The sequence below is a fragment of the Kribbella sp. NBC_01484 genome (genome assembly GCF_036227145.1).
Taxonomy (GTDB): Bacteria; Actinomycetota; Actinomycetes; order Propionibacteriales; family Kribbellaceae; genus Kribbella.
Window position 1 is genome coordinate 6,373,423 of the sequence record NZ_CP109437.1, and the last position, 20,617, is coordinate 6,394,039.

At 69.7% G+C, this 20,617-nt stretch carries 18 protein-coding genes and 1 riboswitch; of the genes, 14 read left to right on the plus strand and 4 right to left on the minus strand.

The features are described from left to right. The first annotated feature begins 14 nt into the window (after nt 1–14). The 3 genes from OG555_RS31005 to OG555_RS31015 all read left to right on the plus strand — a co-directional run bounded on the left by OG555_RS31005 (nt 15) and on the right by OG555_RS31015 (nt 2,291). On the plus strand, nt 15–1,034 hold the full coding sequence (locus OG555_RS31005; RefSeq protein WP_329476090.1) for an aldo/keto reductase: 1,020 nt from the start codon (nt 15–17) through the stop codon (nt 1,032–1,034). Nucleotides 1,035–1,045: 11 nt separating this feature from the next. Beyond that, on the plus strand, nt 1,046–1,918 hold the full coding sequence (locus OG555_RS31010) for an LLM class flavin-dependent oxidoreductase (RefSeq protein WP_329476091.1): 873 nt from the start codon (nt 1,046–1,048) through the stop codon (nt 1,916–1,918). Nucleotides 1,919–2,018: 100 nt separating this feature from the next. Beyond that, nucleotides 2,019–2,291 carry a hypothetical protein gene (locus OG555_RS31015; protein ID WP_329476092.1) on the plus strand — a complete coding sequence of 91 codons (273 nt, stop codon included), beginning with the start codon at nt 2,019–2,021 and terminating at the stop codon, nt 2,289–2,291. Here OG555_RS31015 and OG555_RS31020 read toward each other — a convergent pair. After that, the gene (locus OG555_RS31020; protein ID WP_329476093.1) at nt 2,285–5,224 is read right to left on the minus strand and encodes a helix-turn-helix transcriptional regulator; all 2,940 of its coding nucleotides are present in this window, start codon (nt 5,222–5,224) and stop codon (nt 2,285–2,287) included. The two genes, OG555_RS31015 and OG555_RS31020, sit on opposite strands and share 7 nt — an antisense overlap. Nucleotides 5,225–5,539: 315 nt before the next feature. Further along, a riboswitch (cobalamin riboswitch) is annotated at nt 5,540–5,681 on the plus strand. Nucleotides 5,682–5,750: 69 nt separating this feature from the next. On the opposite strand from OG555_RS31020, the gene OG555_RS31025 reads away from it, so the two are divergent. The 9 genes from OG555_RS31025 (at nt 5,751) to OG555_RS31065 (ending at nt 15,813) form a co-directional block, all read left to right on the plus strand. Next, nucleotides 5,751–7,832 (plus strand): putative cobaltochelatase, encoded by a 2,082-nt coding sequence (locus tag OG555_RS31025; RefSeq protein ID WP_329476094.1) that lies wholly within the window; start codon nt 5,751–5,753, stop codon nt 7,830–7,832. 1 nt (nt 7,833) lies between these two features. Next, nucleotides 7,834–8,448, plus strand: coding sequence for a cob(I)yrinic acid a,c-diamide adenosyltransferase (gene cobO, locus OG555_RS31030; protein ID WP_329476095.1), 615 nt, complete (start codon nt 7,834–7,836; stop codon nt 8,446–8,448). A gap of 25 nt (nt 8,449–8,473) precedes the next feature. After that, the gene (locus OG555_RS31035; RefSeq protein WP_329476096.1) at nt 8,474–9,826 is read left to right on the plus strand and encodes a cobyrinate a,c-diamide synthase; all 1,353 of its coding nucleotides are present in this window, start codon (nt 8,474–8,476) and stop codon (nt 9,824–9,826) included. Then, nucleotides 9,823–11,223: a 5,6-dimethylbenzimidazole synthase gene (gene bluB / locus OG555_RS31040; protein ID WP_329476097.1), complete on the plus strand. Its 1,401-nt coding sequence runs from the start codon at nt 9,823–9,825 to the stop codon at nt 11,221–11,223. Before OG555_RS31035 ends, bluB begins: the two co-directional genes overlap by 4 nt. Continuing rightward, nucleotides 11,220–11,822, plus strand: coding sequence for a hypothetical protein (locus OG555_RS31045; protein ID WP_329476098.1), 603 nt, complete (start codon nt 11,220–11,222; stop codon nt 11,820–11,822). Before bluB ends, OG555_RS31045 begins: the two co-directional genes overlap by 4 nt. Nucleotides 11,823–11,958: 136 nt before the next feature. After that, complete coding sequence (locus tag OG555_RS31050) at nt 11,959–13,077, plus strand: LolA family protein (RefSeq protein ID WP_329476099.1); 1,119 nt, start codon at nt 11,959–11,961, stop codon at nt 13,075–13,077. Between the two features lie 128 nt (nt 13,078–13,205). Beyond that, on the plus strand, nt 13,206–14,126 hold the full coding sequence (locus OG555_RS31055; protein WP_329476100.1) for an ABC transporter ATP-binding protein: 921 nt from the start codon (nt 13,206–13,208) through the stop codon (nt 14,124–14,126). After that, complete coding sequence (locus OG555_RS31060; RefSeq protein ID WP_329476101.1) at nt 14,113–14,967, plus strand: ABC transporter permease; 855 nt, start codon at nt 14,113–14,115, stop codon at nt 14,965–14,967. The genes OG555_RS31055 and OG555_RS31060 overlap by 14 nt, the downstream gene beginning before the upstream one ends. A gap of 12 nt (nt 14,968–14,979) precedes the next feature. After that, the gene (locus OG555_RS31065) at nt 14,980–15,813 is read left to right on the plus strand and encodes a putative RNA methyltransferase (protein WP_329476102.1); all 834 of its coding nucleotides are present in this window, start codon (nt 14,980–14,982) and stop codon (nt 15,811–15,813) included. A gap of 40 nt (nt 15,814–15,853) precedes the next feature. On the opposite strand, the gene OG555_RS31070 is transcribed toward OG555_RS31065, so the two are convergent. Next, nucleotides 15,854–16,516, minus strand: coding sequence for an FMN-dependent NADH-azoreductase (locus OG555_RS31070; RefSeq protein WP_329476103.1), 663 nt, complete (start codon nt 16,514–16,516; stop codon nt 15,854–15,856). Nucleotides 16,517–16,631: 115 nt separating this feature from the next. Between OG555_RS31070 and OG555_RS31075 the strand changes: the two genes are divergently transcribed. Further along, nucleotides 16,632–17,183, plus strand: coding sequence for a MarR family winged helix-turn-helix transcriptional regulator (locus tag OG555_RS31075; RefSeq protein ID WP_329476104.1), 552 nt, complete (start codon nt 16,632–16,634; stop codon nt 17,181–17,183). Nucleotides 17,184–17,186: 3 nt separating this feature from the next. On the opposite strand, the gene OG555_RS31080 is transcribed toward OG555_RS31075, so the two are convergent. Both OG555_RS31080 and OG555_RS31085 read right to left on the minus strand, forming a co-directional pair. Continuing rightward, complete coding sequence (locus OG555_RS31080) at nt 17,187–17,843, minus strand: response regulator transcription factor (RefSeq protein WP_329476105.1); 657 nt, start codon at nt 17,841–17,843, stop codon at nt 17,187–17,189. Nucleotide 17,844: 1 nt separating this feature from the next. Then, entirely contained in the window at nt 17,845–19,206 is a 1,362-nt protein-coding gene (locus tag OG555_RS31085) for a sensor histidine kinase (protein WP_329476106.1), read from the minus strand. Nucleotides 19,207–19,584: 378 nt separating this feature from the next. On the opposite strand from OG555_RS31085, the gene OG555_RS31090 reads away from it, so the two are divergent. Next, complete coding sequence (locus OG555_RS31090) at nt 19,585–20,610, plus strand: ABC transporter substrate-binding protein (RefSeq protein ID WP_329476107.1); 1,026 nt, start codon at nt 19,585–19,587, stop codon at nt 20,608–20,610. Nucleotides 20,611–20,617: the final 7 nt, after the last annotated feature.

A 20,617-nucleotide genomic window follows, 5' to 3' on the forward strand; every position in this document is an offset into this window, starting at 1 on the left:
GGAGGAGCACCGTTATGCAGTACCGCACCTTGGGCCGCACCGGCGTACAGGTCAGCACCCTCGCGCTCGGCGCGATGAACTTCGGCGCGATCGGCCGTACCGGCCAGGACGAGACCACCGCGATCGTCGACGCCGCTCTCGAGGCCGGCATCAACCTGATCGACACCGCCGACATGTACGGCCAGGGCGAGTCCGAGGAACTGGTCGGCAAGGCGATCGCCGGCCGTCGCGACGACCTCGTACTGGCCACCAAGGCGACCATGCCGATGGGTGACGAGCGCAACCACCAGGGCAGCTCGCGCCGCTGGCTGGTCACCGCGCTCGACGACAGCCTGCGCCGGCTCGGCGTCGATCACGTCGACCTCTACCAGATCCACCGGTGGGACCCGAGCACCAGCGACGAGGAGACGCTGTCGGCGCTGACCGACCTGCAACGCGCGGGGAAGATCCGCTCGTTCGGCTCCTCGACGTTCCCGGCGTACCGGATCGTGCAGGCCCAGTGGGCTGCCCGCGAGCACCACCTCGGCCGCTACGTCACCGAGCAGCCCAGCTACTCGATCCTGCAGCGCGGAATCGAGGCCCACGTCCTGCCCGTGACCGAGGAGTACGGTCTCGGGGTGCTGGCGTGGAGTCCGCTGGCATCGGGCTGGCTGTCGGGTGCGGTCCGCGCGGGCCAGGAGATCAGCACCAGCCGCTCGGTCTTCGCGCCGGAACGCTTCGATACCACGCTTCCGTACAACCAGGCCAGGCTCGATGCGGTCGAGCAGTTGGCGAAGGTGGCCGACGAGGCCGGCCTGACGCTGATCCAGTTGGCTCTCGGCTTCGTCACCGCCCACCCGGCCGTCACCAGCGCCCTCATCGGCCCACGGACCTTGGATCACCTGCACTCGCAGCTCGCCGCTGCCGACACCGTCCTCAGCCCTGACGTCCTCGACGCGATCGACGCCATCGTTGCCCCCGGCATCGACCTTGCACCGCACGAGAAGTTCGACACACCACCGGCGCTGCTCGAGCCGTCGCTGCGGCGCCGGTGAAAGGACAAGCTATGTCGCAACCCAGTTTCGGGATCATGACCGCGCCGATGCAGGTCGACTATCACGACGTACTGCGGGTGTGGCGCGAGGCGGACGCCATCCCGGAGATCGAGCACGCGTGGTTGTTCGATCACCTCATGCCGATCGGCGGTGACCCGGGCGGACCGACGTACGAAGGCTGGACACTGCTGTCGGCGCTTGCCGCACAGACCGAACGACTGCGTCTCGGCCTGCTCGTGACCAGCAACCGCTTCCGGCCGCCGGCGATGCTCGCCAAGATCGCCACGACCGTCGACATCGTCTCCGGCGGGCGGCTCGACTTCGGCATCGGCGCGGGTTCACGACCGAGTCACCCGTTGGCCCGGCGCGAGTACCAGGCGCACGGCCTGCCGTACGACGACTTCGCACACTCGGTGGGGAATCTCGCCGAAGCGTTGACAGTCATCCGGCGGTTGTGGACCGAGGCTGAGCCGTTCGACTTCGAGGGCAGCTACGTCCGCCTGACCGGAGCGTTCGGCAACCCGAAGCCCGTTCAGCGTCCGCACCCGCCGATCCTCATCGGCGGACGCTCGTCCGCTGTGCTCCGCGTGGTCGCCGAGCATGCCGACCTGTGGAACATCCCCGGAGGCGACATCGACGACGCCGTACGCCGCAGCGCACTGCTGGACCGCTACTGCGCCGAGATCGGCCGCGACCCCGCCTCGATCACCCGCTCGATCCACCTGCAGATCTCCTACGACGAGCCTGACGTCACCCGGAAAGCGATCGACGAAGCGCTCGGCGCCGGCTTCCGGCACATCGTCCTCGGCCTGTCAGCTCCCTACCCGCCCGACGTCGCCCAATGGGTCGCCGACAAGCTCATCGCGACTTCGGGCCTGACCTAAGGGGGTGTGGCGCAGATCTAAGGGAGGGCGCCTGATGTGGCGGTCGCAGCGCTCAGCGCACGGTGGATGCAGACGGCGATCCACGCCGTGAGGAGGAGTTATGAAGCACGTCCGTACCCTGATCGCTGTACCGGCAGTGACCTGTGGGTTCGTGCTGGCCGGGGCGACCCAAGCGTCGGCTCAGTATGCCGATCCCGAGCGTGGCACCCACGGCGACCCTGCCGTGGTCGTCCCCCAGCCGGGACCACCCGTGCAGGTCGACGACAACGTCGCCGAGAGCGTGCAGGCAGGTGCAAGTGCCATCGGCGGGGCCGGGATCGCGCTGGCGGCCCTGTGGGCTTACCGGCGCCGCCATCCGATCAGCGTTCACTGATCCGGCAGCCGTCGCTCAGCCAGGGCGGCGGCTGCCACCCGGCTCGTGGTGCCGGTCTTCCGGAGGATGTTCGAGACATGGACGCTGACCGTCTTGTCACTGATGAAGAGCTCCTTCGCGATCTCACCGTTCGACCGCCCGGCCACCAGGAAAGCCAGCACCTCCCGCTCCCGCCCAGTGAGTCCTGCCAGGACCGGGTCATCGACCACCGGCGCAACCGGGACCGGCTCGTGAAGATCGATCCTCGACCTCCGGGCCAGCGCTTCGACCTCGGTCTGCAAGGGTTTGGCGCCGAGCTCGACCGCGCATCCGTGTGCTTGACGCAGCAAATCGCGCGCCTCCGGCGAGGTCCAGCCAGTGACCAGCTCGGCCTCGGCGCACCGCCACTGGGCAACAGCCTGGTGCCAACGACATCCCGCGACACCGCAGGTCTCCACGGCCCGGCGCCAACGCTCGGGCTGATCCGGAGTATCCCGGCAGCGGCTGATCTCGGCGGCCCAGAGCGCCTGTTTCATCGCTTGGACGTCCGCCCCACCCCAGGCGTTGTCGAACGGCTCCCGCGACCAGTCGTCGATAACCCCGTCCAGTGCCTCCACCGCCGCGGCCACCTCGGCAGGATCACCGCGATCCCGGGCAACGCGAGCTGCCTCGGCCGCCGCCTGGGCGTAGACCGGAAGCGCCTCCTCGTCCCAGGAGTCGGGCGGCTGATCCAGAGCCGTCAGCCGCGGGCGTGCCCAGGTCGCGGCGTCCGCAACCGTGCCTTCTGCGAGCATCAGCTCGATGCCGGCGCGGGTTACGGTCGGGCGGAGTGGGTTGAAGTCTTCGGAGATCAACTCCAGTGCCCGATCGAAATGCTGTCGGGCCTCCCCGGTCCGCCCTGACCTTGCGGCCAACAGGCTCGCTGCCAGCCTGACAGCAGCTCCAGGGATCCCGGCGGATCGTCGCGCCAACGCTGACCGCAGCAAGGCCCGGCAGTCGTCCCAGCGGCCGATGCCGATCAACTCGAGCGCGGCCATGCCGGCGAGGAAGTGCGCCCAGGAGCCGGCGCCGGCGGCGACGGCGTCGAAGTAGGCCGCCCGAGTGACCTCGGCTGCATCGGCCCACCGGCCGAGCGCATGCAGGGCGTTGAAACGACCGATGGCGGCGTTGTTGGCGGTGTCGGTATCTCCGCACGCTGTCGCCAAGCGCACTGACTGCTCCGCCTCGGCGAGCGAGGCCAGCGGCGCGGAAGGCTCCAGCGCCGCCGCGCGGGCGCAGTGTGCCCGCCCAAGGGCCTGCGCCGAACCTGACCTGCGCGCGATCCGGACGGCTTCCTCTGCGTGGACCAGGTCACCCGGCAGACCGTGCAGCGTTTCGGTCTCGGCAAGCTCGGCGAACGCGACGGCGCGCTCCGCACTGTCGGGGAACCCCGTCGTGAGCTCGATCGGTTCGAGGAACTCGTCCAGGTCGGCCATCCCCGGCGACGTCGTCTGCCAGCGGTAGTTGGCCCTGAGCACCAGGAGATCGCAGGCCGCCAACGGCTGCTGTTCCCTGTCCAGCAGACTCAACGCCTCGGTGAGGAGCGTCACCGAAACCTCTGGCCAGCCGGCCCGCTCGCAGACGGAGCTCGTCCGCCGCAACAGGCCGATCCTCTCGTCTCGCGTTCCGCGCACGGTCGGTGACACGGACTCCCAGATAGCGCAAGCCCGGCGGAGCTGGATCGCCTCCTCCGTCGGCGCGCGCAGACGATGTGCCTGATCGGCAGCCACGAGGGACCAGTGGTAAGTCGCGTCGACGTTCCCGGCTCGTTCGTTGTGGATCGCCAGGTCGGCAGCTTCAACCTCGGTGGGGCGTGATTCGAGGACGCGGATGTAGTCGGCGTGGAGGTCCGTGGCTTGGTCGGGTGGCAGGCCGTCATACAGGACCTCAGCCAGCAGCGGGTGCCGGAACCAGGAGGTGCCGTCGGCGGCGGTCGCCACTACACCGCGGTCTTGGGCCTCCGCCAGGCATGGGGTGATCAAGCCCGCCTCGAGTCCGTGGCTGGCGGCGACCTCGGTCAGTACGGCCGAGGAGGTCGGTCGGCCGCCGACGGCGAGGATTCTGGTGACCAAGCGGGCCTGGTCCGACAGGCTGTGCCAGGCGGCGAGCAGGGCTTCGCGGAGCGCAGCGGGAACGGTGGCCGGAAGAGTGCGCTCGGCACCGGACAGACCGCTGACCATCAGTTCGACGAGGTAGGGGTTGCCGTCCGATCTGGCCAGGACCTCGGCGGCGAGTTCGATGTCGGGCGCCTGGCCGAGCAGTCCTTCGATCTCGCTGCTGGTGCCGTCCAGGTCCAGCGGATCCAACCGGAGCTCACCGAAGAAGGGCATCCGGCGCATATCGGCCAGCCAGGAGTGGAGGGGATGCCCCTCGCCGCGTTCCTCGGTCCGGCACGTCGCCAGCAGTACCAACGGCTGGGAGCGGAATCCGGCGATCAGATAGGCCATCGCGTCCAGCGAGGCGACGTCGGCCCATTGCAGATCGTCGACGACCACCACTGTCGGCCGGCGTACTGCGATCCGGTTGAGCACGAGGTCGACGAGCATCGGAAGCCTCGTGCTGTCGACGCCGCCGCTGACGCCGAGCGAGGGCAGTAAGGCACTCAGCCCGTCGGTCCCGGCGAGAGTGTCGGCCCTCTCGTCGGCATCAGCTCGGCTCAGCCAGTCCTGCAAGGCGCCGGCGATGGGGGCGAACGGGACCGACGCGCCACCGAAGTGCACGCTCGATCCCCAGAGCACGTTCAGCTGCGAATCGCCGCAGACCTCACGGGCAAGGCGGGTCTTGCCGATGCCGGCTTCGCCATGGATGACGATCGCGTGCGGTACGCCGCCCACGGCGTCGAGCAGCACATCGCCGAGGAACCGTTGTTCGGCTGCGCGTCCGGCGAAGCGATGATCGGGCCGCAGACCCCCCATGCGTCCCCAGTCAACACCTTCAGGCAGGCCGACGGGAGCCCTCGACCTGGTCGACTACCGCCCGGACGCAAACGGCTTCGACCAGGGCCTCTCGGGCTGCCGGTGTACCGACGGACGGGTAGTGGTCAGCCCCAGCCCTGGCGTCCCCGCGTGCAGCGCGGCGGCGACGGGGCGCTCGGCGGACTACTACCCGTCCTTCGGCACGCGTCACCGACCGCGAGCCGCACGCTCCGTTGGCCGACGCACTTCGCGAGGCTCGTGTCGACGTGGGGGTTGCCACGTGACCGTGGTGGTTGCCGGGCGGGTGGGGTGTGCCATGATCGGGCCGACGGTTGTGGAGGAACACCGGTGACCGGCTGAGGCCGGGAGTCCGGGGCGGTCCCGCCACTGTGACCGGGCCAGATCGAAGTCGACGCGGCCCGGGAGCCAGGACATCCGCGTCCGTCCGCCGGGCCACGGTCACCGCGGTACGGCGTACCAGCCGTGGCGGGCGTGGATACCCGCTCGACGAAGGGACCCACCGCCGATGCGGCCAGCCTCACCGTCCACCGGATTCCCGTTCACCGCCGTAGTCGGAATGGACGACCTTCAGCTCGCCCTGATCCTGGCAGCCATCTCGCCGGCGATCGGCGGGGTGCTGATCCGGGGCGAGAAGGGTACGGCGAAGTCGACCGCGGTCCGCGCGTTGACCGAGATCCTCCCACCTGTGGACGTCGTACCGGGTTGTCGGTTCTCCTGCGACCCCGAACACCCTGACGACACCTGCCCCGACGGACCGCACGACAGCACGGAGGCCCTCAACCGGCCTGCCCGGCTGGTCGAGTTGCCCGTCGGCGCGACCGAGGATCGGGTGCTCGGGTCGCTGCATCTGGAGAAGGCGCTCGCCGAGGGCATCACGGCGTACGAACCCGGTCTGCTTGCTGCCGCGCACCGCGGACTTCTGTATGTCGACGAGGTCAACCTCCTGCACGATCATCTGGTCGACGTACTGCTCGACGCCGCCGCGATGGGTCGCGCGACCGTCGAGCGTGACGGGGTGTCCGTCACGCACCCGGCGCGCTTCGTCCTGGTCGGCACGATGAACCCGGAGGAGGGCGAGCTCCGGCCGCAGTTGCTCGATCGCTTCGGCCTGACCGTCGACGTCGTCGCCAGCCGCGATCCTGCCGTGCGTGTGGAGGTGATGCGCGCGCGGCTCGCGTACGAGGCTGATCCGGCGGGCTTCGTTGCGCGGCACGACGGACCGCAGCGGGAGCTCGCCGAGCGCATCGTCAAGGCGCGCGACCTGATCACCGAGGTCATCCTGACCGACGCCGCGCTCCGCCAGATCGCCGAGATCTGCGCGTCCTTCGACGTTGACGGCATGCGCGCCGACCTGGTCACCGCGCGTACGGCGGTCGCCCACGCGGCCTGGTCCGGCCGCACCGTCGTCGAGGTCGACGACGTCCGCGCCGCCGCCAAACTCGCCCTGCCCCATCGCCGCCGCCGGAACCCCTTCGACGCCCCCGGCCTCGACGAGAACCAACTAGAACAAGCCATCCAAGACAGCACCCCAGCACCCAACCCCGACGACGACCCGGATGGCCCGGGTGGGGGAGCGGACCCCGCAGACGACGGCAGCCCGGCTGACGCAGACCGGTCCGACGTAGACCAGTCGGACGCGAACCTATCCGGCGCGGATCGCTCCGACGGAAGCCGAGCGGACTCGGACTCCCCGGCCCCCGGCGCCAGCCTGGAGGACGGCGCGGATCCCGGCGAGGCGGGTGGCCGGCCGGCGCCGGTCGGCGAGGTGGCCGGAAGCTCCGAGCCCTACAAGGCGCGCCTGCTCAGCGTGCAGGCCGCAGGCGCCGGTGTCGCCGGGCGGCGGTCCCGGGCGATCACCGAGGTCGGGCGCGTGGTGGGTGATCGCGCCCGCATCGGTCGGGAGGCTGGGCGTCCGCATCTGCTGGCGACCATCCGGTCCGCTGCCCCGCATCAGCACGCTCGGGGTCGCGCCGGCGCCGGGCTCGCCGTACGACCCTCGGATGTGCGGCTCGCCGTGCGGGAAGGGCGCGAGGGCAACCTTGTTCTGTTCTGTGTTGACGCGTCGGGGTCGATGGGGACGAAGCAGCGGATGCGGGCGGTGAAGACCGCGATCGTCTCGCTGCTGCTCGACGCGTACCAGCGTCGCGACACCGTCGGCCTCGTCACGTTCGCCGGCGCCGCGGCCACGGTTGCGTTGCCGCCCACCGGCAGCGTCGAGACCGCCGTACGACGTCTCGAGTCGCTACCGACCGGTGGACGCACACCCCTCGCCGAAGGTCTGCTCCAGGCAGCGGAGGTACTACGGATCGCCGCGATCCGCGACCCGCGACGTCGGCCCCTGCTCGTGCTTGTCACCGACGGCCGCGCGACCCACGGAGACCAAGCCTTCGCCCGGGCGAGGCAGGCCGCCGGATGGCTTGCTCAGCAGGGGATCGCCACCGTCGTGGTCGACTGCGAACCGCATCGTGGGGTCCGGCTCGGCCTGGCCGGGGAACTCGCCGCGGACCTGGGCGCGGAGTACCTCGACCTCGGGGAAGTTGCCGCAGGCAACCTCATCCGCACCGTCACCGAGCGGAAGGCGGCCTGAGATGCCGAAAGGACAGCCGACGGTCGTCCCGGCGGACGGCCTGACCACCCGGCAACGCCGGAATCGCCCGCTGCTGATGGTGCACACCGGCGAGATGAAGGGGAAGTCGACGGCGGCCTTCGGGATGGCGCTGCGCGGCTGGAACCAGGGCTGGAACATCGGCGTGTTCCAGTTCGTGAAGAGCGCGAAATGGAAGGTCGGCGAAGAGAGCGCCTTCAAGGCCCTCGGCCAGTTGCACGTGGCAACGGGTGAGGGCGGCCCGGTCGAATGGCACAAGATGGGCGAGGGGTGGAGTTGGTCGCGCAAGGCCGGCACCGACGAAGACCACGCCGCCGACGCGCTCGAAGGCTGGCGGGAGATCCAGCGCCGGATCGCTGCGGAGACGCACGACCTCTACGTCCTGGACGAGTTCACGTACCCGATGAAGTGGGGCTGGGTCGACGTCGACGAGGTGGTCGACACGCTGGTGAACCGACCGGGCCACCAGTACGTCGTCATCACCGGCCGCAACGCTGATCCGCGGCTGCTCGAAGCCGCCGACCTGGTGACCGAGATGACGAAGATCAAGCACCCGATGGACGTCGGCCAGAAGGGCCAGAAGGGCATCGAGTGGTGAGCGCACGGTCGCGAGGGGAGGGCGCGTGATCCCGCGGGTGGTGGTGGCGGCGCCGTCTTCGGGGGCGGGGAAGACGACCGTTGCCGTCGGGCTGATGGCGGCGCTGCGGCAGGCCGGGCACACGGTGGCGGGGTTCAAGGTCGGGCCCGACTACATCGATCCAGGGTTCCACGCGGTCGCCACCGGTAGGCCGGGGCGGAATCTCGATCCGATGTTGTCGGGGGAGGAGCGGGTCGCGCCGCTGTTCGCGCACGGGACCGTCGGTGCGGACATCGCCGTCGTCGAGGGTGTGATGGGCCTGTACGACGGTGCCCTCGGGACCGAGGGGTATGCGTCCACGGCCCATGTCGCGAAGTTGCTTCAGGCACCCGTCGTACTGGTCGTGGACGCGTCGGCGGCCGGACGCAGTGTCGGTGCCGTCGTCCAGGGTTTCGTTGCCTTCGACACCGAGGTGCGGATCGTCGGCGTGGTCCTGAACAAGGTCGGCTCGGACCGGCACGAGGCCGAGGTCCGCGCCGGCGTCGCGCCGACCGGCGTACCGGTGCTCGGCGTCCTCCGGCGCGACACCCGCCTGACCGTGCCCAGCCGGCACCTCGGTCTCGTCCCGGCCGGTGAGCAACGCGAGCAGGCTGTCGACGCGGTCGAGGCGGCGGCCGAACTGGTCCGCCAAGGGGTCGACCTGGAAGCGTTCGTCGCGGCCGCCCGAGCTGCGGCGCCGGCCGCCGTCGAGGCCTGGGATCCTTCTGCCGAGGTGACTCCGGCCGAGAACGGGCGTCCGGTGGTTGCCGTTGCCAGCGGTCCGGTCTTCTCGTTCCACTACACCGAGACCACCGAGTTGCTCGTCGCCGCCGGCGCCGAAGTGGTTACCCTCGACCCGTTGTCCGATCCATTGCCTGAGGCAACTGCAGCGCTCTACCTCGGCGGTGGTTTCCCCGAACTGCATGCCGAGGCGCTGTCCGCCAACGAGGGCCTCCGCCGCCAGGTCGCCACCGAGGTGGCGGCCGGGCTCCCGGTGATCGCCGAGTGCGCCGGGCTGCTGTACCTCTGCCGTGAGCTCGACGGCCACCCGATGACCGGCGTCCTGCCCGCGGCCGGCCGGATGACGAGCCGTCTGACCCTCGGCTACCGGACGGCGATCGCCGCTACAACCACCACGTTCCTCGACGAGGGCCGCCGCGTTCGGGGCCACGAGTTCCACCGTACGGCGATCGAGCTCGACGCCGAGGTGGATCCGGCCTGGTACCTGCCGGGTGGCGTCGAGGGGATCGCGTTGCCCCGGCTGCACGCGTCGTACCTGCATCTGCACTGGACGGCGACCCCGGACATCCCAGCCCGCTTCGTCGCCGCGGCCCGCGTCCACACGGGCCTGGACAAATGAACCTCGTCGTCGGAGTAGGCCTCCGCGCCGGCACCCCCTATCAGGAACTCCGCGACCTGGTTGCGGGTGCGCTGGCCGAAGCAGGCGCGGGGACAGTGCGCTACGTGGTCACGGTGGCCGGCCGTGAAACCGAGCCTGGACTACAACGCCTGACGGCATCACTCGGCGCCGAACTCCAAACCGCCGCACCTGAAGAGCTGGCACGCCACCCGGTCCCGACGCCGAGCCAAGCGGTCGAGCACCTGACAGGCGTCCCAAGTGTCGCGGAGGCGGCCGTCCTTGCGACCGGAGCAGAGCTCGTGGTCACCAAGCGCCGCTCCGCACAGGCGACAGCAGCTGTCGGCCGACTGCCGGAAGTTCCGCCGGCTCCTGGCTACCTGGCTGAGGAGCGGGCGGTGGTGCATCGGGTGATTGCTGAGCGGCGGGATGTGCGGCGGGGGTTCTTGGATCTGCCGGTTGATGATGAGGTGCTGTTGAGGGTGCTGGAGGCGGGGCATCGGGCGCCCAGTGTGGGGTTGAGCCAGCCTTGGGACTTTCTGTTGATCCGGGATGTGGCTACTCGGCGGAAGGTGCATGAGCTGGCGACGGCTCAGCGGGATGCGTTCGCGGCGTCGTTGCCGGCGGATCGGCGCGGGGCTTTCGACGGGCTGAAGATCGAGGCGATTCTCGATACTCCGTTGAACATTGCGGTGACCTGCGACCCGGGCCGGGGTGGGCGGCATGTGCTGGGTCGGCACGCGGATCCGCGGACGACGTGGTTCTCCGCCGCGATCGCGATCCAGAACCTGTGGCTGGCCGCGCGCGCCGAAGGGCTTGGCGTCGGCTGGGTCTCGTTCTTCGCGCCGGATGAGGTCGCGGCGGTGCTGAACCTTCCGGCTCACATTGAGATTGTCGGTTATCTGTGTGTCGGGCACGTGGAGGAGTTCGCCGCCGCGCCCGAGCTGGTGCGTACGGGCTGGGCCGCGCGCCGGCCGCTCGCCTGGGCGGTTCACCACGAGGAATGGGGCCGGCGCGCGTCGATTGTCGACGATGCGGTGCAGGCCGGGCAGGACGCCGTACCAGTTGCAGGCGGTCAGCGAATCACCGTGATCGTGGGCGGCGATCCGGCGACAGACCTGAAGCAGTCCGATGCGTTGGTCGTCGTACTGCGAGCTGAGAAACCGGCAGCCGACTTCGGGGTGCTGTGGCGACCGGCGCGGACGCCGGTGGAGGCGGTCGAGCTCGGAGTCGAGATCGCACGGGATCTGGCGATGCAGGGGGTCGGGGAGATCGTCGTACGGGCGGCAGGGCAGTCAGCGGAGGCGGACGCGCTGGCTCGCGGACTGCGAGTGGGCGCCTCGGCCTGTGGCGTGAGCTGTGTCGATGAGCCGGGTGGGATGGCACACTCCTCGCCATGACACCGGAGTCGACCATGCACGTGCCCGCGTTCTCGATGAAGCAGCGGGTCACCATGATGGCCAACAAGTACGAGCTGATCGCCGCCAACCCGGACGGGAGCGACGGCCCGCTGCTGGCGTTCGCGCAGCAGAAGCGGATGGCGTTCAAGGAACAGGTCACCTTCTACGCCGACGGCACCAAGTCCCGGCCGGTGTTCTCGTTCAAGGCCCGCAAGACGATCGACCTCGGCTCCGGCTACGACGTGTTCGACGCGAACGGTCAGCAGATCGGGTGGTTCAAGAAGGAGTTCGGCAAAAGCCTGTTCCGGTCCAGTTGGCAACTGAGCGGAGCCGGCGTGGACGCGGACGGCACGGAGCGCAACCCGACCGTCGCGATCGTCCGCCGGGTCTGGGAGTTCGTCCCGTTCGTCGGAGAGATCCCGCTGCCGTTCATCTTCCACTTCGACTTCACCGATCGGGGCACCGGGCAACCGGTCTTGTCGGTCGAGCGGAAGATCTCGGTCCGGGATCGTTACCACGTCACCGTCCAGGACCAGCGCCTGGATTTCCGCGTCGCCGCCGCAATGACAGTCGCCCTCGACGCTCTCCAGGGCCGCTGATTCACGCCGTACGGCGAGCCGGCTGAGGGAAACCTGAGTCCGGTGTACTACCACGGTCTTACTCCGGGCTCACTCTTTTGGGTGAACTGACCCTGAGACCCTTGGTTCCGGCCTGCGCCGGTGCGAGTCTTGATGCATGGGTGTAGTGCAGCGCAGTCGACGGTGGATGGTTCCGGTCGCGACAGTCGCCGTGGTGGCAGGTGTGGGGGCACTCGGGCCGGTTGTTGCCGATGCCTCGCCCAAGCTGCCCGGGATCACCGCGCAGGATCTGCTCGCCAAGGTGCAGACCGCGAAGGTGGACGGCCTGAGCGGCACCGTGCGCTCCGCCACGGATCTGGGCCTGCCCTCGCTCCCCGGGATGCACGATGGCGGCAGCAACCAGATCCTCGACCTGCTGAACGGCGAGCACACAGCCCGGGTTGCGTTCGCGAGCCCGGACAAGGCTCGGGTCTCGGTGCTCGACAACATGGCCGAGCGGATGTGGACGACGGATGGCACGTCGGCCTGGGCGTACGACTCGTCGAAGCGTGAGGCTGTGAAGCTGACTGTCCCGGCGCACACGTCGAAGCCGGAGAAGGCCACGCCGCAGGACTACAACCCGCAGGCGGTGGCCAAGCAGTTCCTGGACGCGATCGACCCGACCACCACGGTTGACGTGAGCGGCACAGAGAAGGTCGCCGGCCGCGACGCGTACAAGCTGCGCCTGGTGCCGAAGACCGACAAGACGACCGTCGGCTCGGTCACGCTGGCGGTCGACTCCAAGACGTGGGTCCCGCTCGAGGTGACCGTGATGCCGCGGACGGGGAACAGCCCGGCCGTGCAGCTCGGGTTCACCTCGGTGTCGTTCGACGTACCGGCTGCCAGTACCTTCGCGTTCACCCCGCCGCCGGGTGTGAAGGTGACGGAGAAGGCGCCTGCTGCCGGCGAGATCCCGAAGCAGGGCACGCCGCCGAAGGCGATCGGTCCGAAGGGCGAGAAGCCGGTCAAGCCCGGTACGGCGAAGTCGGACGGCCCGACCGTGATCGGTAAGGGCTGGGAGAGCGTCGCGATGGTGCGTGGCGTGCCGGCCACCACCGGCAACGGAGCGCTCGACCAACTGCTGGCCAAGGCGCCGACCGTCCAGGGCTCGTGGGGTACGGGCAAGGTCCTCACCAGCAAGATGGTGAGCGTGCTGATCACCGACGACGGTCGCGTCTTCGTCGGCCTGGTCACCCCCGACACCCTGCAGGCCGCCGCAGCCAAGGCACCCCGCTAACCGTGAGCACACCGACCCCGCCCCCTCCGCCGTCACCTCACGCAGCGGAGGGGGCCCCTGCATTCGCGGCGACAGGTCGGTTTGTCGGGACGCCCCCGGCGTCGGCGACGCAGGTGGGTGGGAACCCCGTGGTGACTCGGGGCCTGACGAAGCGGTTCCACGGGGGCCAGGTAGCGGTCGATGCGGTTGATCTCGAGGTGCCCGCGGGGAGTGTGTTCGGGTTTCTCGGGCCGAACGGGTCAGGGAAGACGACAACGATCCGGATGCTGCTCGGCCTGATCGCCCCCACGTCCGGCTCGGTCGAGCTGCTCGGGGAGCCGATGCCGAAGGCGCACCTCAGGGTCCTCCCACGCGTCGGCGCGCTGGTCGAAGGCCCCGCGTTCTACCCGTTCTGGACCGGGCAGGCCAACCTGCTCAGGTTCGACGCCGCCGACCGCACCGCCGACCCCCGGACCCGCAAGGCCCGCGCGGGTGAGGCGCTCGAACGGGTCGGCCTCTCGAACGCGGCCGGCAAGAAGCTCCGTGCGTACTCACTCGGCATGAAGCAGCGCCTGGCCATCGCGGTCGCGCTGATGCAGCGCCGCGAACTCCTCGTCCTGGACGAGCCGACCAACGGTCTCGACCCCCAGGGCACCCGCGAGGTCCGGCACCTGATCCGCGAGCTCGCCGCCGACGGCACCACAGTCTTCACCTCGACCCACCTGCTGGCCGAGGTCGAGCAGGTCTGCACCCACGCCGCCGTGATGAGTCGCGGTCGCCTGGTCCGCCAGTCCACCGTCGCCGACCTCCGCTCCGAGCTCCGGCCCCGCCTGATCGTCCGTACGCCGGACCTGGGCCAGGCAGCCGACACACTCCAGGGCCTGGGTGTCACCGACCTCAAGACCACTGCCGAGACCGTCGAAGGCGACCCCGGCGAACTGCCGATCGAGAAGTTCGCCGCCGCGCTGGTCGCCGCCGACGTCCGCATCCACGGCTTCGGGCTGGAGCGGCCCAGCCTGGAAGATGCCTTCGTCGCACTCACCGGGGAGGGCTTCGATGTCGCCGAGTAGTGCAGTGGCCGTCGCTGGGCCGGTGTCCGCCGGCCGCCATACCCTCGGCCTGTTCCGCTCAGAGTTGCGGCTCGTCTTCGGGCGGGCCCGCACCCAGGTCGGCCTCGGTGTCCTCGCGGCCGTCCCGCTGCTGATCGGGATCGCGATCAAGCTCTCCGGCTCCGAAGGCGGCACCGAGGGCTTCCTCGGCCAGGTCGCCGGCAACGGCCTGTTCCTGATCGTCGCGAGTCTCGGGCTGTCGCTGCCGTTCTTCCTGCCGACCGCCGTGACGGTCATCTCGGGCGAGTCGCTCGCGGGCGAGTCCAGTCTCGGCACCCTGCGGGTCATGCTGACCGCGCCGGCCGGGCGCTCCCGGTTGCTCGCGGCCAAGATGGTCGCGCTCGCCGTGTTCTGCCTGGCCGCGACGATGACGATCTGGGTCTCCGGCCTGATAGTCGGATTCGTACTGTTCCCGGTCGGCGACGTACTCCTGCTCTCCGGTACGACGGTCTCGCTCGGTGACGGCCTGCTCCGCGCGCTGGGGATCGCCGTGGTGATCTCGCTGTCACTGCTCGGGCTCGCCGGGATCGGGCTGTTCGTGTCGTCGCTGACGTCGACCCCGCTGGCCGCGATGGCCGCCACGTTCGGCACGTTCATCGTGCTCGGCATCATGACCGCGATCCCGCAGATCCACGTGATCCATCCGTGGTTGCTGATGTACCGCTGGTCGTCGTTCGCCGACCTGTTGCGAGATCCGCCGTACTGGCATGACATCGGCCTCAACCTGCTGCTGCAAGCCGGGTATCTGGCTGTCTTCTACACCGCCGCCTGGGCCCGGATCACCAGCCGCGACATCACCTGAGAGGCTGGGCCGGTGGAGGCCGACCTGGTAGCGGTACTGCGCTGTCCCGTCTGCGGCGACGCCCTCGCCCTGACCGACCGGACCGCGCGCTGCCCGCGCGGCCACGCCTACGACCTGGCCAAGCAGGGCTACCTCAACTTGTTGCCCTCGGCATCCACCGGGATCGACGGCGACTCGGCCGGGATGATCGGCGCCCGGACCGTGTTCCTCGGCAGCGGCCACTACGCGCCGATCCGGGACGCGCTCATCCTGGCAGCCGCGGGTCTGCGTGACGACGACCTGGTGGTGGAAGTCGGCGCCGGCACCGCCTACTACCTGGCCGGCGTCCTCGGCACCGCAACCAGCCGGCGCGGGGTCGCCTTGGACGTTTCGCGGTACGCCGCTCGCCGCGCGGCAAGGGCGGATCCGCGGATCGGGTCGGTGGTGTGCGACGCCTGGCAGGAGCTGCCACTGCTGGACGACTCGGCCCAGCTGATGCTGAACGTGTTCGCCCCGCGCAACGCCGCTGAGATGGCCCGGGTACTCGCGCCTGACGGCACATTGCTGGTGGTCACACCGAATCAGCAGCACCTTGCCGAGCTGGTCGGCGTACTGGGGCTCGTGACGGTGGACGAGGAGAAAGAGCGCCGGCTGCAGGAGTCGTTCGCCGGGGTGTTCGTCCGGTCCGGCAGCGAGGTGATCGAGGAGACGATGCGGCTCGACCGAACAGCGGTCGAGCATTTGGTGCTGATGACGCCGAGCGCGCGGCACGTCAACTACCGGGAGCTCACCGGGCGGCTCGCCGTACTGCCCGAACCGGCGATCGTCACGCTGTCGGTCACGCTGTCGACCTGGCGGCCCGTCTAGGTGGACTCCCGCCACTCACATGGCGGGCGTCCGACACCTGTCAGGCGGCCTTGCCGACGAGCGCGCGGCCTACCACGGTGCCGTGTTCCTCGGCGGTGACGTGGGCCGCCGACTCGGAGACCTTGGAGGCGTCGATGAGCTCCTCCATGCCCGGGGTGACCGGGGCGAGGGTGAGCTCGGCGGCGGCGGTGCGGATGTTCATGCCGAGGATGTCGCCGAAGACGCGCTCCAGGTACGGCGTGGCGTGGTCCCAGCCGTGCCTCGGGGTGCCGGGGCTGTAGCCGCCACCGCGAGCCAGCGTGAAGATGACCGGGCGGCCGGCCGTCGGGCTGGGGCCGCGGACCAGTTCCTGGTCGATCAGCAACAGGTCGATCCAGGTCTTCACGTGCTGTGCGATGCCGTAGTTGTACAGCGGTACGGCGAGCAGGATCGCGTCGGCGTTCTTGACCTCGGCCGCGAGTTCCTCGGCGAGGGCCTTCGCTTCCGCCACCGGCATGCTGTCGGCAGCGGACTCCTGGCCCAGCATGGCTCCGGCCAGGGCCGGCCAGGCGGTCGCGGGCAGTGGGTGCAGCCCGAGGTCGCGCCGGACCACGACGCCGTCCGGGTGCTCCGCCTTCCAGGCGGCCTCCGCGCTGTCCGCCAGGGCGCGGCTGACCGATCCGTCCACGCGGATGCTCGCGTCGACGCGTAGCAGAGTGCTCATGTCGTAGATCTCCATCGGAGTGTGAGAGTTAGGCTGTTCTGAAGATAGTCTGTGCAGCAGAACATATTCAAGTCAGATCGTATTCCGAGTGGCATACACCACGTACGATGGGAACGTGAGCAGTTCTTCGCCCGAGGTCGCGACCCGGGCCACCCGAGAGGCCGAGCCCGGGACCGCCAGCGGCGCGCCCGTGGAGTCCGACCTCGGTTGGGCGCTGGGCGTGGTGTTCCGGCGGTACGCGAAGGCGGCGGCCGCCGCGCTGGACGACATACCGGGCGGGCCGCGGGGTTACCAGGTCCTGGCGACCACGAACTCCGAGGGCCCCAAGCGCCAGCTGGATCTGGCCGCGCTGCTCGGCGTGGACCGGACGGTGATGACCTACCTGCTGGACGACCTGGAGAAGGCGAGTCTGGTGCAGCGCCAGCCCGATCCGGCCGACCGGCGGGCGCGGCTGATCGTGCCGACCGAGCAGGGCTTGGAGACGCTCTGCGACCTCGAGCGCCGCCTGGCCACCGCTGAGCAGGAGGTGCTCGGCATCCTCGACGAGTCCGAGCGCTCCAGCTTCCGCCTGCTCCTGCAGCGGGTGGCGATGAGGGCCGACGCGATCGACCCGCTGCACAACGCGTGCGTCCTGGCTGACGACTCCGTCGACCTGGCCGACACCTGAGATTCAGTGCAGCGGTACGAAGCCTGACTCGTACGCGCGGATGACGGCCTGCGTGCGGTCCCGCGCGTTCAGCTTGGCCAGGACGTTGGCGACGTGCGTCTTGACCGTCTGCAGTCCGAGGATCAGCTCCTCGGCGATCTCCGCGTTCGACAGGCCGCGGGCCATCAACCGCAGGACCTCCTGCTCGCGATCGGTCAGCTGGTACTCGTCCAGGCCGGTCGGCCGGGATGCGTGCGTGCCCACGTGCGCCAGCGCGAGGGCCCGGATCGCCTCCGGGAACAACAGCGACTCGCTCCCGGCGACCGTGCGGATCGCGGCGATGATGTCGTCCGGCGGCGTCCGCTTCAGCAGGAATCCGGATGCCCCGGCGCGGAGTGCGTCGTACACGTAGTCGTCGTTCTCGAACGTCGTGACGACCAGGACGCGCGGCGCCGGGTCGAGGTTCTCCAGCAGCAACCGGGTCGCCTGGATGCCGTCCACGGCCGGCATCCGGACGTCCATCAGCACGACGTCGGGGCCGGTCCGGCGGACCACCGGGAGCACCTCCGCGCCGTCACCGGCCTCACCGACGACCGTCAGGTCGGGCTCGGCGTTGATGATGGCGCGCAGCCCGCTGCGGATCAGCGGCTCGTCGTCGACCACGACCACCGACACGTTCATGTCATCCCTTCGTCGTCACGCTGACCGGCAACGTGACCGCGAGCCGCCAGGTGTCTCCGGTCAGGCCGGCATCCACGGTCCCGCGCAGTACGGCGACCCTTTCACGGATGCCGGCCAGTCCGCGGCCGCCGCCCGCGTGGTCCGCCGGACCGTCGACCGGCCCGCTGACCGGGTTCGTCACGACGAGCCGCAGTCCGGTGGCGTCGAGCCGGATCGACAGGTCCACGCTGAGCGCATCGGCAGGGTGACCGGCGTGCCGGATCGCGTTGGTCAGGCCCTCCTGGATGATCCGGTACGCCTCCCGGGACAGCGCCGCCGGCAGCTGGTCGAGATCGCCGGAGCGTTCGAGCTCGACCGTGATCCCGCCGGCCCTGGTCGCGTCGACCAGCCGGTCGAGCTCGCCGAGGGTCGCCTGGGGACTGGTCCGGGAACCCGGCCGACGGTCGTCGCGGAGCAGGCCGAGGACGTGGTCGAGGTCGGCCAGCGCGGCCCGGGCGGACGTCTCCATCGCGGCCAGCGCGGTCTCGGCGAACTCCGGATCGGTCGCCAGCACCCGGCGCGCGGCGGCGGCCTGGATGGTGACCAGACTCAGGGCGTGCCCGACGCTGTCGTGCAGCTCCCGGGCCAGACGGTTGCGCTCGGCAAGGGTTGCGGTCTGCCGCTCGAGCAGCTCGATCCGCTCCGCGGCGGTCGGGCCGAGGACGCGCGGCGCCAGGTGGGCGAGCAGCGCGCCGACCGCGGCGGACAGCATGAACAGCACGACGATCCCGGCCAGCGCGGCCGCCGGCAGCCAGATGTCGGTCCAGGTGCCGCTGATGTCGTACGACATCCCGGGGACGATGTCGTGCGGGCCGGGGGAGCGGAACGGCGCCGCGAGCCACATCGCGCCGACCCCGAACACGATCGTGCTGAGGATGCCGACGACACCGCCGGCGACCAGGTGCAGGCAGAACCAGACCGCCGTACGCCGTCGTTGCGCTCCGGTCCGCGCCGGACCGAGCGGACGCTCCTCGAACCGCACGTCGAGCAGCGACTCGACCGCGATGCCCTCGACCTCGCGAACCGCCGGCAGCATGCCGAGCACGAGCGGCGGCCCGGCCACCAGGATCGCGAGGACGATGCCGGCGGCAACCTTCGGCAGCTGGAGCTCCTCGACCACCGAGCCGAGCGCACTGTCCACCAGGATGAACGCCAGGACCAGCGCGGCGCCGAGCAGCAGATAGACCCAGCGCAGGTACGTCGACGTCCGGACCAGGCTGGTCACCGCGTGTCCGGCGTACGACGCCCAGCGGCGCAGCGGCGACGACCGGCGACCCGGCTCGCGCGCGGGACGCGCCGACCCACGCACCAGTCCGTACGTCACCCCCTCATCGTGTCAAATCCCGTCTCCGGCCACCTCCCTCCCCGGAGGGATCGCGGGAAACCCCCTGGATCCGGCGCCCCTCGGAGGGTGGCCTGAGTCGTCCCGGAAGTGAGGGTTAACGCAAATTTGACGGGGTAGGGACGGGTTCGGAGCCGGTGGACGTCGCGATCTGCTGTCCGGACGGGTACGGTCTGTGGTCGGGGCGGGATGCCGGTCCGACCACGGACAGGTATGGGGAACGGCTCCAGGACAGGTGGCCGGTAGGCTCGGCGAGGATCGGCGCGGTGGATGTGAAATCACCGTGAAGTCCCCGGAGGGCCGATTGACCACCTTTCCATATTTGATGTTTGATCAAATATCGGAACGAGAGAGGTCGATATGAGGTTGAGGCGTTCCGTCATCGCACTGGTGGCGGTCCTGGGGCTCGCCCTGGTCAGTGCTTGTAACAACGGTGACGACAAGAACAAGGCAGCGGACAGCGGCCTGACGAAGGTCAGCTACCTGACCTCGTTCAACACCTTCGGCCGGGAGGCCTACGCCTATGTGGCCCTGGACAAGGGCTACTTCAAGGACGCCGGCTTCGACGTCACGATCAACCCGGGCTCCGGCACGGTCGACGTGATGAAGCTGGTCGCCGGCGGCCAGGCCGACTACGGCATCGGCGACTTCACCGCGGTCGTCATCACCCTGGGCAAGCAGAAGCTGCCGGTCACCACGGTCGGGATGATCCACCAGCGGTCGATGGCCGCGATCATGTCGCTCGAGGGCTACGGCATCAACACGCCGAAGGACCTGGTCGGCAAGCAGATCGGCGACCAGCCGGGCTCGACCAACACGGTGATGTTCCCGGTCTACGCCAACGCGGTCGGCATCGACCCGAACTCGGTCAAGTTCATCCCGTCGCCGCCGCCGGCGCTGCCGAACCTGCTCGCCACCAAGAAGGTCGACGGCATCGGCCAGTTCGTGGTCGGCCAGCCGCTGATCGAGAAGGCCGACCCGAAGCACCGCAAGGCCATCACGCTGTCGTACGGCAAGGCTCTGCCGGACCTCTACGGCAACGCGATCATCACCCGGTCCGACCTGGCCAAGGACCACCCGGACCAGGTGAAGAAGTTCACCGGTGCGCTGCTCAAGGGCCTGCAGGACACCGTCGACGACCCGGCCGGGTCCGCCGCGATCCTGAAGAAGTACGTGCCGAACACCGATCTCGAGGTCGCCACCAAAGAGCTGACCATCATGAAGGACTACACCAAGCCGACTGACTTCAAGGGCCCGCTCGGTGAGGTCGATGTGGACCGGGTGAAGACGATCATCAAACTGCTCGAGAACGCGAAGGCGATTCCGCAGCCCGGCTCGGTGACTCCGGACGACGTGGTCACCGTCAGCCTCGCTCCGAAGGCCTGAGAATCCT